The organism is Candidatus Limnocylindrales bacterium (genome assembly GCA_035559535.1).
Classification (GTDB): Bacteria; Moduliflexota; Moduliflexia; order Moduliflexales; family JAUQPW01; genus JAUQPW01.
On sequence record DATMBG010000040.1, the window covers coordinates 63880 to 80434 of the forward strand.

Annotated in this window: 11 protein-coding genes; 4 read left to right on the plus strand and 7 right to left on the minus strand. The window is 45.7% G+C overall.

The genetic code is table 11. The features are described 5' to 3' along the window. Window positions 1–26 precede the first annotated feature (26 nt). The 4 genes from VNM22_14415 to VNM22_14430 form a co-directional block, all read right to left on the minus strand. Entirely contained in the window at window positions 27–1625 is a 1599-nt protein-coding gene (locus VNM22_14415) for an SUMF1/EgtB/PvdO family nonheme iron enzyme (protein HWP48355.1), read from the minus strand. Then, complete coding sequence (locus tag VNM22_14420) at window positions 1618–3534, minus strand: FtsX-like permease family protein (GenBank protein ID HWP48356.1); 1917 nt, start codon at window positions 3532–3534, stop codon at window positions 1618–1620. The genes VNM22_14415 and VNM22_14420 overlap by 8 nt, the downstream gene beginning before the upstream one ends. 28 nt (window positions 3535–3562) lie before the next feature. Continuing rightward, a complete protein-coding gene (locus VNM22_14425; GenBank protein ID HWP48357.1) occupies window positions 3563–4336 on the minus strand; it encodes an ABC transporter ATP-binding protein in 774 nt (257 codons plus the stop codon). Window positions 4337–4461: 125 nt separating this feature from the next. After that, entirely contained in the window at window positions 4462–6588 is a 2127-nt protein-coding gene (locus VNM22_14430; GenBank protein HWP48358.1) for a vWA domain-containing protein, read from the minus strand. Between the two features lie 994 nt (window positions 6589–7582). Here VNM22_14430 and VNM22_14435 point away from each other — a divergent pair. The 3 genes from VNM22_14435 (at window position 7583) to VNM22_14445 (ending at window position 11895) form a co-directional block, all read left to right on the plus strand. Continuing rightward, window positions 7583–9352 carry a PQQ-dependent dehydrogenase, methanol/ethanol family gene (locus VNM22_14435; GenBank protein HWP48359.1) on the plus strand — a complete coding sequence of 590 codons (1770 nt, stop codon included), beginning with the start codon at window positions 7583–7585 and terminating at the stop codon, window positions 9350–9352. Window positions 9353–9463: 111 nt separating this feature from the next. Further along, window positions 9464–9910 (plus strand): cytochrome c, encoded by a 447-nt coding sequence (locus VNM22_14440; protein HWP48360.1) that lies wholly within the window; start codon window positions 9464–9466, stop codon window positions 9908–9910. Between the two features lie 1031 nt (window positions 9911–10941). Beyond that, window positions 10942–11895: a 3-hydroxyacyl-CoA dehydrogenase family protein gene (locus tag VNM22_14445; GenBank protein HWP48361.1), complete on the plus strand. Its 954-nt coding sequence runs from the start codon at window positions 10942–10944 to the stop codon at window positions 11893–11895. A 102-nt stretch (window positions 11896–11997) separates the two neighbouring features. On the opposite strand, the gene garR is transcribed toward VNM22_14445, so the two are convergent. The 3 genes from garR to VNM22_14460 form a co-directional block, all read right to left on the minus strand. Then, complete coding sequence (garR, locus tag VNM22_14450) at window positions 11998–12891, minus strand: 2-hydroxy-3-oxopropionate reductase (protein ID HWP48362.1); 894 nt, start codon at window positions 12889–12891, stop codon at window positions 11998–12000. A gap of 68 nt (window positions 12892–12959) precedes the next feature. Further along, a complete protein-coding gene (locus VNM22_14455) occupies window positions 12960–14378 on the minus strand; it encodes an FAD-linked oxidase C-terminal domain-containing protein (protein HWP48363.1) in 1419 nt (472 codons plus the stop codon). A 66-nt stretch (window positions 14379–14444) separates the two neighbouring features. Beyond that, window positions 14445–15434 (minus strand): TIM barrel protein, encoded by a 990-nt coding sequence (locus VNM22_14460; protein HWP48364.1) that lies wholly within the window; start codon window positions 15432–15434, stop codon window positions 14445–14447. 314 nt (window positions 15435–15748) lie between these two features. On the opposite strand from VNM22_14460, the gene VNM22_14465 reads away from it, so the two are divergent. Next, a complete protein-coding gene (locus tag VNM22_14465; GenBank protein ID HWP48365.1) occupies window positions 15749–16270 on the plus strand; it encodes a group 1 truncated hemoglobin in 522 nt (173 codons plus the stop codon). Window positions 16271–16555 lie beyond the last annotated feature (285 nt).

Genomic DNA, 16555 nt, shown 5'->3' on the forward strand with positions numbered 1-16555 from the left:
AGACAGGTTAATAAAGAAAAAGCTGATCAGAGATTTTTTAGATCGGCTTCCCATTGCTCTTTGTTTGATCTTCTGGTCCGAAGATACTCTTGAAAGTGTTTTTTTACCAGGGTATTGACCTTAATTTGCTCATCGGCACCCTGTAATTTTAGATAATTATTGTATTCTTCAAAGGCTTGATTCACCGTATCTTCTTTGATTTTTGCCAGTTGCTCAAAGGCACTGCCATATCTCGTTAATCCCCCTTCGATATTCTGCTCTGTTTCGGCAACCCGTCCTTTAATGAGTTCTGTCTGGGCCGATCTTCCGATACTTTCTGCGGTTTTGAGGGCATCTTGAAGGCGAGGAAGCCTTTTCAATTCCCGGTTAATAAAAAAAGCGGCTTCTGCGGCAATTTTTACCCAGGCATAAGCGGAATCGTTTTCTGCTTTGTTAACGGTAGCTTCTATATTTTTGAAAGAAGCACTCAAGAGTCCTAAGTGGTTCCAGACGGTGGGTGGTATTACCCCAGAAGACTTATCCAGTGCAGTCAATTCATCGGTTAAGCGTTTCAAAGCATCTTCGGCATCGGCAAGCTGAGCATTGGTTTTAATAGTAATGGGAGCGATGGTCAGAGCCGGCTGAACGGGGGTTGCCCGGCTCTTTACATACTCAACCCAGGCTTCTTCTAGTTTTTTATTGGTATCCAGGCCGGTAAAAATTTGAGAAGAAATTACAAGGCGCATTCCTAGCGTCTCCTGTCTGGTTTGTGTTATTTTACCCTGGCTGTTAAGTTGATAGAATGGGATTTCGGTCCGTAAGGAAGAACGAAGGGCACTTTCTTCGGAATGGACGTGACCCCCCCGAGCCACAAAACCACCTACACGTCCCTGATAATATTCAATTTGATAAAGTGAACCTGTCATTTCTGAAACATTCCCCAACATATCGTGGATACCTAGAGGATTTGGCTCACGGAGGCCGATATCCTTTATCTTTCCATGGGAAGAGGTCGGTCCGGCAAACCACTCGTATTTGCTGAGGGGTCCGGTGTAGGGATATTTCTTATCAAACTCAAGGGGCTGAACTTCACTTCCACCCCGGGCTGCAAACTCCCATTCACTTTCGGTTGGTAGCCTCAAAAATCCAACCGCTTTATCATTTCTAGGTAATTTGTCCAGGGCGTTTTCAAAAAGCCAGAGGTTATATTTATTGATGAACTCCTGGGCCTCAAACCAGGAAATATTCGTTATCGGCTTCTGGCTATCGCCTGCTTTCCCAGGGTCCACAACGGCATAATACTGGGCCTCGGTGACTTCATATTTTCCCATATAATAAACCCAATCCGGCTGATTATGGAGATTATTTTCAACAAATGCCCCCCCGAGGATCACACTGGTCGGAAACTCTTTAAACCCGCCACCGGATCTATCCCCAACTTTGAATTCTCTCAAGGCAAATGGTTTATCTCCCTTCCCGATAAAAACCCGCCGGAAAACCATCTTTGCCTGGTTAGGCATAGGTAAAATAAAGTCATCGTTCTGAGGCTTCGGATTGTAAATGTCTGCGGCATCTATGGATATCGTCCAGAACAGGTAAAGGATAAAAATAAAAACAATTGGCAGGTATTTCTCGGGATTATTCATCTCTCAAAGCCTCGGCAGGCTCTATTTGGTTTACTCTGAAAGCAGCCGTCATGGCGGCACAACCTGCGATCAGAAGGGTACCAATCCAGGCCCCGAGGATATAGAGAATCGGAATCTGGCAGAGATTTTGTTGGACATTTAATGTACTCAATGAAAATCCAAGCAACCTCTCTACATGGGGTTTAAAAAGGGAATTGATGAGCATAGAGAAGATCCCAAACAGGGTTATGGCCAGCAGGAATCCTCCTATCCCGAGTAAGATTCCCTGATAAATGGGGAAGCGAAACAGGGCGGCTCCGGACAAACCGATTAACCGTAAAACCCCCAGTTCCCGTTTCTTTCGCTCAACGGAAGCATAAAGACTGGCAATGAGCGAGGCCACCGTACCTGAAATTCCGACCGTCGCAATAAGCCAAAAGATCAGATCCAGATAGGTGGTTAATTCGATGACTTTTCGAATCTCTTCTGCGGCAGATTGAACCGGAAGGGATTGTTTTTCAAAAAATTGCCTTAACCCATCCACATCATAAATGGTCCTGGCATACATCCGGAAGCTTGCATACCCTCGTCTGGCCAGAACAAATTCCTTATGATTTTCATCGTAATGGAGATCCCTGGATTGATACAACCTCAGAATTCCGGCAAGCCCGGTGGGGATAAAAGCCATACCGTTTATCGGCGACCGCTCAGAAACAACCGAAACCGGAAACATCAGAAATTTATCTTCTTTAATTACTTTTAGAAACAGGTTTTCTTCACCTGGGAACAGGTCAGGGGGCAACATGATTTTAAGTATTTCCTGGGTTGAGGTCTGGGATTCTCCCCAGGGGGGAACCGGTGAGATCCCGATTTCTTCGACCTTTTTAGGATCCACAGAGAGTGCATAGAGATTTAAAGAAGCCATCTCTTTTTGAGAGGAGTCGACGAGCCGGGCCATAATAGGAGAAACATAAGGGAAGACAAAAGCTTTTTTACCTGATAGCTTCCTCTTTACGTTTTTTATGCTATCTTCTCCCACCGATTTACTTGCCGTAGAGAGGAAATAAATTCCCATTTCGGGAAATACTTGAAAACCTGTTTTAGAAAGAAGGGTATCGTTGTTCAATTCCTCAAATTTTGTGAAACCTGTTCCGATCAGAAGTTCTCGCTTTTGAACCTCCTCTAACCCCTGGGGGGTTATCACAACAAGTCCATCATATTGAGGATAGGCTTTAGGTATATCTCCCGACCAACCGAGCTCAGGGACTGCCTGTCCATCTTTAAAACGTTCAACGGCTTCCAGGATATGGAGTTGAACATACATCAACTTTCGAACGCTGGCCCTTAACGGTAATATGCCTGCAACCCGAAGCTCTACGGAGCCGTATTCATATTTACCTTTGACAATGCGACTGGCCGTAGCAATCAGGGTATCTCCGATTTTTGCTTCCAGGGCTTCGGCGGCGTACTGGGTTAACACACATTCTCCCGAATAGGGTACTTGCATGCCATTTTCTAAAATCAAGGGGTCCCCTTCGGCTGTGGGGATAAGTTCAAGTTCTTCTTTTTTCTCCTTGTCTTTTACATGGGCGATGATTGTTGCCGAAAGCTGTCGGGTGTTAGGAATGATAAAGGCAACCTCGGGCCGCTGCCTTATTTCTTCAAACCAGGCTTTATCATAGGATCGGCTGCTGAGGGGCCTCATCTCCCGGTTAACAGGATTTTGCGTCATGTAATGGGTATAAATGGTAATAAGGCCGTATTTTAGGCCAAATAGAATAAACAAGGGAGATAAAACGGCGGTAATGGCGGTTATCAAACAAAGTGTTAAAATCCACTCGTGCCGAAGATCGGCCCAGGATAGCCATAGCACACTTCCCTTCGACCTTCTTACTTTATGAATTACAACCTTCTCCTCAAGAGCAGACATGGAGTTTCTTCGTAAAAGTTTTTGTCGGTTATTTATTCCCTCTGAGGGTTTCCGATGACCCCTCCCTACATTCCGAGTAAGTATACTCATTACTCTCTTTATGCACATCAAAGGTAAACGTTCGATCTACCACTCCCTCCACCAGGTGTTTATCATGGGTTACTATCAAAAGTGTGACACCGATCTGTCGGGTTAATTCCTTGAACTGATCTCTAATTTCATAGGCTGTAAGTTTATCCACTGCCGCCGTCGGCTCATCGGCTAAAACAATAGAAGGGCGATGCGCCAGCGCACGGGCAATGGCAACTCGCTGGCGTTGTCCACCCGATAGAAACTGCGGTTTTTTGTTCAACTGATCGGCAATCTTTAACCGCATGACAAGGGTCTGGATATGGTCTTCCACCTGGTTCATCCCATTAATCGAGCACGGCAAAAGAATATTTTCCTTAGCCGTTAAAAACGAAAGCAGACCACCCGTTTGCAACACATAACCTAGATGGGATTTTCGGATATTAGCCAGCTCTCCCTCAGATAAGTCCATAATGGAATGTTCAACTCCTGTTTGAGGGATACAAACTGTAAATTCCTCTGCCCGGGTCGGTCGCATAATCAAACCCAGCATATCCAACAGTGTACTCTTCCCACATCCGCTTTCTCCTACAATGGCAATAAACTCTCCTTCCCAAAGGATAAGTTCAGGAATTCTAAGTTCAAATAAATTCCCACCTTTTTCTCTTTTCTTGACGACATTCTTTAAACGATACACCTCAGACTTAGCGTGATTATGAGAACCTGGACCCATCTCTGCTTTTGTATTTTCTCGTAGATGATGGATTTTATTTATCCACGAAGAAACCGAAAAGTATGGGAGTATTTATTTCCATACTCCCATACTCCCATACCCCCCATACTTTATACCCTTCACAGTTATGGCAAGGCTTCTAAACTGATGGGGTGAACGTATTCACTGGGATCATCTCCCGGATTCAGGGCAATCCATCCTTTGGGATTATCATGGATGGCTGCGTAGAGTTTTATTTTGGCATCGATCTCATGGAGAAATTCCTCCTGCTGATCCGGGCTCCAACTGGCCCATAGTTCGTTACTCATCTCCATAATTCGGCTTCTATAGGGTAAATCCAGCATAAATTCAGGGAGAAGCCCGCTTTCGGCCAATGTTTTTGCGTTTCTAATCTGATCTCCAGCCCGTGCGGCGACACTGGGAACTGCCTGCAGGGCTTTAAAGAAATCCTGGCCTCCGATCATACCAGCCCTACCGGCCGTCATGATTTCTTGAAGGACCGTTTTCAATGAATCCAGTTCATTTTTGGTGACCAAGACCCGTACCTCCAGAGATGGGATATTCGGATCCATAAGGTCTTTGTCGGTAATCCAGGCTGTGATATCTGGCGGAGCTTTGGTTCCTTTTTCCCGACCAAGCCATTGAACCAGGGCAGCATAGCCCATCTTCAGGACCTTAGCACCAACGTCCTCTTTTTGAGAAGGCTTCTCCGATTTACCTGTAGAAGTAGTAGAGGCCACATCCACAATCTTCCCCTCTTTAGCCTGCTCTATGATATAGACAAGCTTACTGGCGATTTCTTGAGAGGCCTTGTCAAATCCGGCTTTATCTTTTGAATCCACGCTCCAGTAGGAGGACTCTCCTTGTAATCCTGGATTTTTGGAGAGGGTCTGGAACTGCCTTTCTGCAAGGTCCCAAAACGCCTTTGCCCTTTGATCCTTGATATGGAGGGCAAAAATATAAAAACCGTTATCACTGGCAAAGGTCCGCAACGTATCTGCACTTTGTCCCGATTGGTTCCATTTATGGCCCGGCTCGTGGCTTGGGGCGTCTCCTATCAGGATAAGCATATGAAGAGCGTCCTCGGTCCATTTGGTTTGCCGCATGGCCCCATCGACTCCGGAGAAAACATCTTCAGGATAATCTCCACCGGATTTTGCATGAACTCCGGCCAGCGTATTTACAAAATCACTTACCTGCTGGAGCTCTGGGGTAAAATTTTTAGTAACAAACTCTATATCAGGTATTTCCAGAGAATCCCGATAACCCCACAAACCAAATTTAACACTCTTGGCAACTTCAGCATTTTGGGTTATGGTTAAAGTCATGTTTTTGATGGTCTCTAAAGTGGCCTGTATATACGGGTCCATACTGCTGGTCATATCCACTACATAGACGATATCCATTTGCACCTTTCTGACTACTTCAGAATTACTTGGAATAGATTCAGGATGCGTCTGGATTGTTTCAGGGCTTTGGGAAGGTTCTTCCAGGCTTTGGGAAGACTCCTCCGGGTTTTGCTGATTTCCTCCTCCCGACTTTTTTGCCGCAACAACTTCGGTTTCTGAAGTTCCTATAAGATTCTTAAGGTTTCCTCCACCTCTTTCCGACTTTGTTGCTGCTGCTACTTTAAGGAGTCTTCCTTCGATCCCATCAATTTCAAAAGGCGCGTATTCCAGGATGGGGAGAAGATAGAATTGCTCAACAATATCGATATAGTCATTGGGCTCCTTAGAGATAACAGGAAAATCTTTGGAAATATTTCCCGATTCGATATCCTGGTAATATTTCTCCGCCGCCTGTTTGCGTTGATCCTCCGGTGATTTCAGAAGCTCTCGTAAAGGTTCAAGCTTTTCAAACATTAATACGGGTTTTCTACCCCCTGGGTGGGTATAGGAAAGGCATAGGGTCTGCTTCCATTCCATGACGTCTTCTGCTTTCATCCAGCCGAGAACTTTACCCCGCACATCGCTACCCACTTCATACCAACCTTTAGTTGTTGTCGACGTAGTACTCACATCCGGACGGGTATAGACAAAATAAGATTGAAATACAGGGACATCTTCCACTAGAATTTCCCCGTCGGGTTTTTTATAGATATGAGAGAAAGGCCGGGCCAGTACCCGCAATGGCAGAAATGTTTTCCCCGGTACGGTAACAGGTTTTCGCTGCTGGGCAAATACATCAGAATACATTCCACCTACCCAAAACAGGGCAACAAATAGGATAAGGCATCGTCTAAAAGGTATCATGAATTCCTCCTTAAACGGTAATTCGGTATTAATACCATTCTTCCCTACATCTTTTTTTATGGTATAGAATACAAGAGTCCTTTGTTTACTTAGTTTTGCATAGCTTTTAAGTCACCCCTCCAGCCCCTCTCCTACAAGGGAAGAGGGGAGTTGGGGAGTAAAAGCAGTCCTGTGAGAGCAAAATTAAGTAAACAGTGTAAGAGTGTTTTTCTAATTTAGTCAGGGATAGAGAATTCTTCCGATTTAGAATTAACCTCCTTTCTTCTCGGAAAGGTTTTTGGTTTTAGATTTTACTAACAGGCCACCCAGGATAAAAACCCCAAAGTAGCTAGAAGGTTCTGAAATCGCGATCAGCCCCTGGGAAACTTTTTATGATGTTGTCCCTGCGAGATGCCTTTTTAACCATTCTATCTATATCATCCCTTAAACTTGCTTAGCTCCCCAATCGGGCTGGTTTAAAAAATTTTCTGGCTAAAGAGTAGAATCCACTTATGGAAGGAAATAGGGTTCGGCGGGAAATCTTATAGGAAGTTCTATCTAAATTCTCTCATCTCCCTATTCCTACAAGTAGATCGCATAGGAGAGAAATTTTTTATATTCTTTTCTATATCTTCTATTATCCCGGGGTTGTCAATAAAAAAGTTATTTGGAAAAGAAATTTCTACCTATGATCTTCATGGGAGGTCACGGCAATTCTAAGACATGGATTTTTATTTCTTTTTTGATTAAATCGAATCCATGGTTTTAGATTAACCCTACAAGGGTGATTTTTGCCGGTAATCGGGCCAGGCTATTCCCTGCATCCTGCTTTTAAAATTTCCGGGTAAACAACTCTTGACTTGTAAACTTAGGGGTTCTACCATCGTTTTAAGCTCTTATGAATTCATTCTCAAAGCTCAAAATCAGAAGCCTGTTTTTTCTGAGAAAACGGGTTTTTATGGGGTAAGTTTGAAACTGAATTCGTATCCATTTAACCAGTTAAAAGGAGGGATCCATGAAGATAAAAAGTTCTATCAAAACTTTATTAATTGGAATTCTGGCCGTGGGGATTTCACTTCTACTCCCCTTGAGGGTAATTGCCGCCTCTGTTTCCACAGAAGATCTGTTAAATGCAGACAAAAATAAGTCTGAGTGGCTGATTTACGGACGTACCTATAGCAATCAGCGCTTTAGCCCCCTGACGCAAATCAATCCCGACAACGTTGCCAACCTTCGTCCAGTCTGGGCTTTTTCCGTGGGGAACCTGGACGGTCTGGAGGGAACGCCGATAGTTCACGATGGGGTGATCTATATCACGGCGGCTTATGCCCATGTATTTGCCTTGGATGCAAGGAATGGACGTATGCTCTGGCATTATGCTCCCAAGTATCCAGATGGCCTCGGAACGGTACTCTGCTGCGGTCCTATCAATCGAGGCGTTGCCATTAAAGGGGATTTGATCTATGTGCTGACCCTGGATGCCCGTCTGGTTGCATTGGATAAGAATACCGGCTCAGTGGTTTGGGAGAGAACAATAGGGGATTGGCAGGAAGGGATTACGGCTACAGGTGCGCCGCTGGTAGTGAAGGATCATGTCATTGTCGGAATTGCCGGAGGCGAATACGGCGTACGGGGTTATATCCGATCCTATAATGCAAAAACAGGAGATCTAGAGTGGAATACCTTCACCATTCCAGGTCCTGGCGAACCGGGTCATGAGACCTGGCCGGGCGATACCTGGATGCACGGGGGTGGAACGACCTGGCAGACCGGAAGCTACGATCCGGAGTTGAACCAGCTTTACTGGGGCACCGGCAATGGAGGACCCTGGAATTCCGACCTGCGCAAAGGGGATAATCTATGGATCAGCTCTCTCCTCTCTCTGGACCCGGATACAGGAAAGATTAATTGGGGCTATCAATATACACCCAATGAAGGATGGGATTATGACGGAAACAATGCCCCAATCCTTGCAGATATTACCATTGACGGTAAACCGATAAAGGCCGCGATACAGTCCAACAGAAACGGCTTCTTGTATGTTCTCAATCGGGTCAACGGTGAATTTATCTACGCGGTTCCAACCGTCGAAGGCATCAACTGGGCCAAAGGTCTCGATCCCAAAACCGGTAGACCTATCGTGAATGAGGCGATGCGACCGTTGTCCAACGGTAAAACGGTAGAACCCATTGTTCCAGGCCTGGAAGGCGGAACAAACTGGTTCCCTATGGCTTATAACCCGGATCTGGGGTACGTATTCTTTGCCACCAATCAATGGGCTATGGGTTTAACCGCCCATCCGGCCTCTGAAGTGAAGTATGAGAAAGGGAAGGTATACATGGGGGTAGACTACCAGATGTATCGTCAGAGTCCGACCATAGGGCATCTCAAGGCGTTCGATGTGATAAAGAGGAAATTTGTCTGGGATATGCCCAGCCCCTTGTTCTTGTTTGCCGGTGTGCTTGCCACCAAAAGTGGATTGGTATTTACCGGAGATCAATTTGGATTTTTCATGGCTCTGGACGCCAGGTCAGGTAAAGTCTTGTGGAAATTTCAAACCGGATCAGGGATTAATGCTTCCCCCATCACCTATGAGTTAGACGGTAAACAATATGTGGCCATTCTCTCCGGTTTGGGCGGGGATCCTTCTTTTTATATTCAAAGTCCCAAAGGGGGAATGCTTTGGGTTTTTGGGCTTGAAAATCTTCCTCCAGACGTTGCCGGCGGTGGTAACTGGCAACCTCAACCTGTAGAAAATGCATTGAAAGACTATCCCCCTAAATAGGAACTGAGGTAAACGACCTACCCTTCAAAAAGAAGCCGATAAATGCTGTTAAAAATAGGGGATTGCAGGAAAGTTCCTCAGGCCATTTCTTAAGTACAGGACAATTTAAAAATGAACGATCCAGGTAAGTACTTTCATGACCATCGAAGATTTGATAAACTACCCCGATGGGTGACGGGAAGTCTAGACCTATTGTTTTTCCTGACTGTTCTCATCCTGTTTATCGTTCCGATGACTCTTGGGGTCCGAGCTGAATCCAATGAGGCTGCGCCCCAGGAGAAGAAAGGGCAGACGAATCCCTTTTCGGGGGATCCTAAAAGTATCCAGGAGGGAAAAGTTTTATACGGGAGTACCTGTGTAATCTGCCATGGAAAAAAAGGGGGTCGAGGGCCGGACCTCACTTCTACCAGGCTCAGTAATGAAGCATTTATAGAGGTCGTGCTGAACGGACGTAAGGGGACCCAGATGCCCGCCTGGCGGGAAAAATTATCGGAAGAGGAGATCTGGAAAATCCTGGCCTACCTGGAAGACCTGAAAAAGTCAACGACGCCACGCTGATCAGTAACTGTAATCATTTAGTTATAGTTAGTAAGTGTCATGTTTTTCTGTCTGAACCCTCCCCATCTCCTCTCAAGGGAGAACTGAGGTAGGGTTGCTCCTACTGAAGTCTCCCCTCCAGGGAGCTTTTAAGGGTAAGTTTTTTCTAACCTATGTCAAGGGGGGATGATTGACCTACCACCCCAACGTAGGAAGGGAGCCCTTGGGAATGATCTGGGTCTCCAATCTCCCCTTCTCTGAAAGGGAGTCGGAGAGGTTAAGGTTCAAAAAATCTACCCCTGAAAGCCTCCAAGGAGGATGAGGAGGCACAGACACCAGAATACCAGTAAGCTCCATAAGGAGCGCCCCCTTCTGAACCTTCCCCCGCTTGGCAGGGGAAGGAACTTTGAAGCGAATGTAAAATGGGGGAGGAACCGGGGCGGGGGCATCTTAACCTGGCGCCCGGGAAGTGTCTGGACCCCACGCCCCGTCCTTGGCTGGATAGGTATAGGACCGGGATTAGAAGAGTTTAGTTTGCTTTAGCGGCCTTAGATTTAATAGATATAAGCCAACCTTTGCATTATATTTATGGTACAGATATCAGGTAACCTATCCACGGATAGGGATTAATGCCCCTTTGAATATTCTCGCTGTAGGACGGGTACAACATGCCGTGCGCCTGGCTTGGGGATTTCTTCCCTGGAAGTCCAGGCCTGGTAATACCTCGGGGTAGTCACAAATATCCTGAAAGCCCATGACTTCCGATGGGGTTTTTTGTTTTGAAGGGGAGGATATTTCTATCTTACAGGTTGAGTTTGGAACTAAGGGGTTTGTTCTCCACTCCAGAAAATCTTATCGCGACACTTTAAGAGATTTAAAAAAGATAAAGTTTGCAACGAAGGGATTTGTTTGCCACTTCAAACAACAGAGGTATAAAGACGGAAACAAACCATAGCCGGCAGAAAATACTAAAAAGAAATTAGAACACAAACTGCTTACAGGCCATCTGTTTACTGCTTTTTACCTCTGTAGGAAGTGGGGGGAATGGGATTATGAAATTAGAAGATATCCAAAGAGTCGCCGTTATCGGTGCCGGTACCATGGGCCATGGGATTGCTCAGGTATTTGCTTACAATGGCTATCAGGTTCGTTTACACGATATAAAACAAGAGTTTGTAGATCGGGGTATGCGTCGAATCCAACTCAATTTAAAACTATTCATCGAAAAGGGTCTAACGACTCCAGAACGGATGGAATCAACCCTTTCCCGGATTCGACCCACCACGGATTTAGCTGAAGCTCTTCGAGACGCCGATTTTGTTATGGAGGTGGTACCCGAGGAAATGAGTTTGAAGAAGGACACGTTCAAGCAAATGGATACTTTGGCTCCGCCTCAAGCCATTCTGGCCAGTAATACCTCTACTTTCATGATATCTGAGCTGGCTTCGGTAACTCAACGTCCGGATAAGGTCATCGGAGCCCATTGGATGCAACCCCCCCATGTTTTACCCCTGGTAGAAATTATCCGAGGTGCAAAAACCTCTGAGGAAACCCTCTCTATCACAAAGGAGATCCTAACCCGAATGGGTAAAGTTCCTATTATCTGTAAGGAAGTTCCCGGCTTCATTGTCAACCGGGTCCAGGGAGCTATGTTGAAAGAAGCCTGTAATTTGGTGGAGCAGGGAATTTGCAGTAAGGAAGACGTAGACAGGGCCTGGACCTATCATCTGGGATTACGTTATGCCTTGTTTGGACCCTTTGAAGCTCTGGATAGTTTGGGGATAGACACCTGGTATAAGTGTTTCGTTTATATGTACGAAACTTTAAAAGATCCCCGCTTTGAACCCCCCAAATTAATGAAAGAGAAGGTTGATGCTAACGAAGTAGGTCTTAAAACCGGTAAAGGCTTCTTCGATTATACAGGTCAGGATATCGATGCCATTATCGATCAACGGAACGAACAAATCATCCAGTTACTTTTGTTCTTAAAAAGGGCCCAGCTTTAGAAGGACACGGAAGTGTGGAAGTGTGGAAGTGTGGAAGTGTGGAAGTATGTATGGAAGTGTGAGAGGGTAAGTGCAAATCCTCCCACACTCCCACACTTCTATTTAAGACTTTTTCTTTATTTCGGTCTTTGCAAAGTCTTCCAGAAGTTTGACCAGCGAACCGTTATCGTCTTCTCCTAAACCTCGAGTGGTCAGAGCCAGCATCATCTGTTGAACCAGGCTGGTAATGGGAAGGGGAACACCTAAATCTTTGGCTGCCGATAAAGCATTATTCAGATCTTTAAGGTGGAGTTTTAATTTAAATCCCGGCTTAAAGTTTCGTTCCATGATAGCCGGAATTCGAGATTCCATCATGTTACTACCGGCGAGGCCACCTCGAATGGCCTGAAATATTAAATTAGGGTCTACCCCGGCTTTAACTCCCAGGACAAAAGCTTCTCCGAGGGCTTCTAAATTGATGGCCGCAATAATCTGATTGGCCAGCTTGGTAAAACCGCCGGCTCCTATATTGCCAACCCGTACGACACTCTTTCCCATGGCCTTAAATATGTCCAGGCATTTATCAAAAACTTCTTGATCACCTCCTACCATGATGGCCAGGGTTGCGTTAATAGCCCCCGTTTCACCTCCACTGACCGGAGCGTCTAACATCTTAACCCCTTTTTTTGCGACCTCAGCGGCTATTCTTTGTGAAACAATGGGAGAGATGGAACTCATATCAATGAGGATGGTACCGGCCCTGGCACCCTCCAGAACCCCGTTTTCTCCCAAAATGACCTTCTCTACATCGGGTGAGTCCGGCAGCATGGTAATAACCACTTCAGCTTTTTGGGCAACCTCCTTGGGAGAATAGGCAGCCTCTGCGCCTTCCTTCATTAACTCTTCCACCGGTCCTCTGCTACGGTTATGAACAACGAGGGGAAATCCTGCCTTTATAAGATTCCGGGCCATGGGCTTTCCCATGATCCCTAAACCGATGAAACCAATTTTTTTCATATCTATGAGACTGCAGGCTAGAGGCCGAAAGATAATAAGACAAGTCTCCGGTCTCTAGTCCCCGGCCTCTATTCAAAAATCTTCCCCGGATTCATGATATGATTCGGATCGAAGGTATCTCGGATGGCCAACTGGATGGTATAACTGGCTCCCTGGAATTCCCAGGAACAGTATTTTCGTTTGGTAATGCCGATTCCATGTTCACCGGAGCAAGTTCCGTTCAATCGAAGGGTCAGCCGGAAGATTTCATCGATGGCCTCCTCACCCCGTTTAATCTCCTCGGGATCATTTTCCAGCATAATATTGACATGGATATTTCCATCTCCGGCATGGCCATAGTTGACCACATGGACCTGATATTGTTCTGCTATTTTCTTTGTACCTTCCAGCATTTCCAGTAAGGCTCCTCTGGGAACGGCAATATCTTCGGCGATTTTAACCGGTTTATATCGCATAATAGCCGCATTGAGGGAGCGTCTGGCAAGCCACAGTTGATCCCGTCGTTCTTTGGTTTCCGCTATTTGAATACTGGCGGCACCGTTATTTTTACAAATATCCAGGATTCGGTTAAATTCGATTTCCGTGGAGATAGAATCCCCGTCCGTTTCGATAAGGAGGAGGGATTCGGCCTCTACAGGCAGTCCGGCATGCATGTAGGCTTCTACACAACGAATGGCCGCATTATCTATAAATTCCATGACGGCTGGTAAGATGCCGGAGTAAAAAACTCCAGTCAAGGTCCTGGCCATAGCGGTCAGATCATCAAACCCAACCAGCATGGTACGATAAACTTTAGGGAGGGGAATTAACTTAATATAAGCTTTGGTAATAACGGCCAGAGTTCCTTCGCAACCGGTAATCAGACCGATCAAAGCAGAACTGGCATAATCCCGGGTCCCAAAGGGGCCTGTGTCCACAATCTCCCCATGGGGTAAGACTACCTCTAATCCTTGAACATAATCCCGGGTAACGCCATACTTTAAACAATGGGGACCTCCGGCGCATTCTGCAATATTACCCCCAACGGTTGAGACGCCCTTACTGGAAGGATCTGGAGGAAAGTATAACCCATATTTCGCCACCTCCTGATTCAGGTGATCGTTGATAACATGGGGTTGGATAATGGCCAGACGGTTTCCTACATCTACTTTTAAGATGCGATTCATCCGTCGGGTGGAAAGGACGATTCCTCCGAAGATGGGTACAGATCCGCCGGTTCTTCCTGTGGAAGCGGCAAAGGGGGTAATGGGAATTTTATAATGATTGGCCAGCCTGACAATTTCAGAGATTTGTTGTGCAGAAGTAGGCTCTACCACTACCTCCGGCATCGCACTGTAATCTTGAGAATCATAGGAATGACAGACAAGGACTTCTGGAGCCGTATGAACCAGATCCGGACCGAGGATCCGCTGGAGTTCGGCTAAGACTTCGGGTTTCACAGGCTGATAAGCCGTTTTATCAAGGGTTGATTCGATAAACGCTTTCACGGGCCATGAACAATCAACAATGAACCCTGTACCCTAGAGGATAGATACCCGCTCATTGCAAATTGTTCACTGTTCCTTGCTAATCTGTTGGGCAATATTTATGAGATTTTCTTTTTCTTCGGTAAAAACACAAAGTTGACTTATTTCCAGTCCGGCCCAGGCTTCGGTCAAAGTACGTTTGGCGTTGGCAATCACCATCTCGGAAGTAACCCCGGCATGGGGCTTGATCTCAAAACCTACGAACCGTCGTACTTTCCCCCTTAAGAAACCAATCTCAAAAAGGGTCTTGAGATAGTTTCTCAACTCCTCTACATCGTTGACACCACCGGGAACGCCGAACAGGGGATGTTGATCGCCATACAAAGGACTGGATTTGTCCAGAACACAATTCCCCATGTGCATGGCTACCAGATAATCTTTAATAACGGGAAGTACCTTGGCCGGATCTTCCCCTAACAGGGGAAGGTGGCTGAGGTCATGAATCAACCCAAAATCGGGATAATCCTGTCGTATAGCCTCGGCGAGCTTTTTGGCTTCATCAACCGGCCCGATGAGGGATTTTTTCTCAATTTCACGGTCGAAAATTTTGAGGGCAACAGGAATTCCGGCTTTTTCTCGGGCATAGTAACAGATTTGCTTAATGGAATCGATTAAGAGCTCCATGGCTTTCTCCCGTTTGTTCGGACCCGGGTCGTAACCACTCAAAATGGATAAGCTACTCGCATTGAGATCAACGGCATGGTCTATACATTCCTTAACTATCTGGATGGCTCTTTTTCTGGCTTCTGGATCTTCTGCATTCAAATCTCCTTTGAGGGGAAGGAGAACAGATTGAGCTGCAAAATTGACTTGAAGGCGACTGTATTTCAAAAGGACTCCGACTTCCTTTCGAACCTTTTCATCCTTAGCACCTACAATATCAATGGCCCCAAAGAATTCATCTTCTGCAATTCGCCGGATGGTTTCAAAAACAGGACCTTCCTGTCGAAGGGTCTCGGGAAACGCCATAGGATGAACAATCCCAACCTTCATGTACATGTCCCAGGGTGTTTTCATGTGAGAATCTCCTTTCAAAATCTTATGAAAAGAATAAAAAGTGTTCAGACAAGATTCATTTTAAGTTTTAAGGACAGATCCGTCAAGGAAATTAGGAGGGTGAAGTATCTGTTAAGGAAAGTGGCCTTTCTTTCCAGGCAAGCTTTTATTAAAACAAAAAACAGAGAACCAGAAATCTAAAATCGGTTTGGATTCGTATTACTCTTACGAGATGAAAAGGAATGAGATTTCATTTTAAAATTCTTATCTGTTGGCCCGGGGTCTAAAGGGTATAAAGACACCGGACTAACCTTACAGATACAAGGAGCGTAGCCATGAAACGACTGAGATTTTTGGGAATGTTTCTGATAATGGGATTGGTCTTTACCTTATTAAGCTGCACGAAAAAAGAGATGAAGGATCAGGGGACGATGACACAAAAGCCGGCTGCGGAAACCCAAAAGCCCATGGGTAATCAGCAAATGGCGCAGAAGTCCCTTTACGAGCGTCTAGGTGGAGAGCCCGCTATTACGGCAGTGGTGGATCAATTTATTGCCAATGTCCTTGCAGATGAGCGGATCAATAAGAGATTTGCAAGAACCACCGGTGAACGGGCTCAAAGATTTAGAACCAACCTTATTAATCAAATCGGGGAGGCAACTGGTGGTCCCCAGAAATACACCGGTCTAAGTATGAAAGCGGCCCACGCCGGAATGGGAATTACCACTGCTGAATTTAATGCTTTGGTTGAAGACCTGGTCGCAGCCCTGAATAAATTCAACGTGCCTGAAAAAGAAAAAAGCGAGCTACTGGCCATTCTGGGTCCTATGCAAAAAGATATCGTGGAGGCGCCCTAGATACTTTTCCACTGCCCTCCTTCGTCAAACGAGACGTTTTACCTACTTTAAGATTTTCGAATTTAACCTGCCTGCTGGTAGGCAACATGGTTTATTAATACAATTTTTAATTTTATTTGACATCTTTATTAAATATTTCCTACTATCTCTGGACGTAGAGACGCAGCCCTACCCCTTCCCTCCCCGCATGCGGGAAGGGAGAGAGGGGGGGGGGACTGCATCTTTATGCTGAAATAAGACTGAGTAATCGTAAGCAGAGTAGGATACGGTACCTTCTATTTCGTT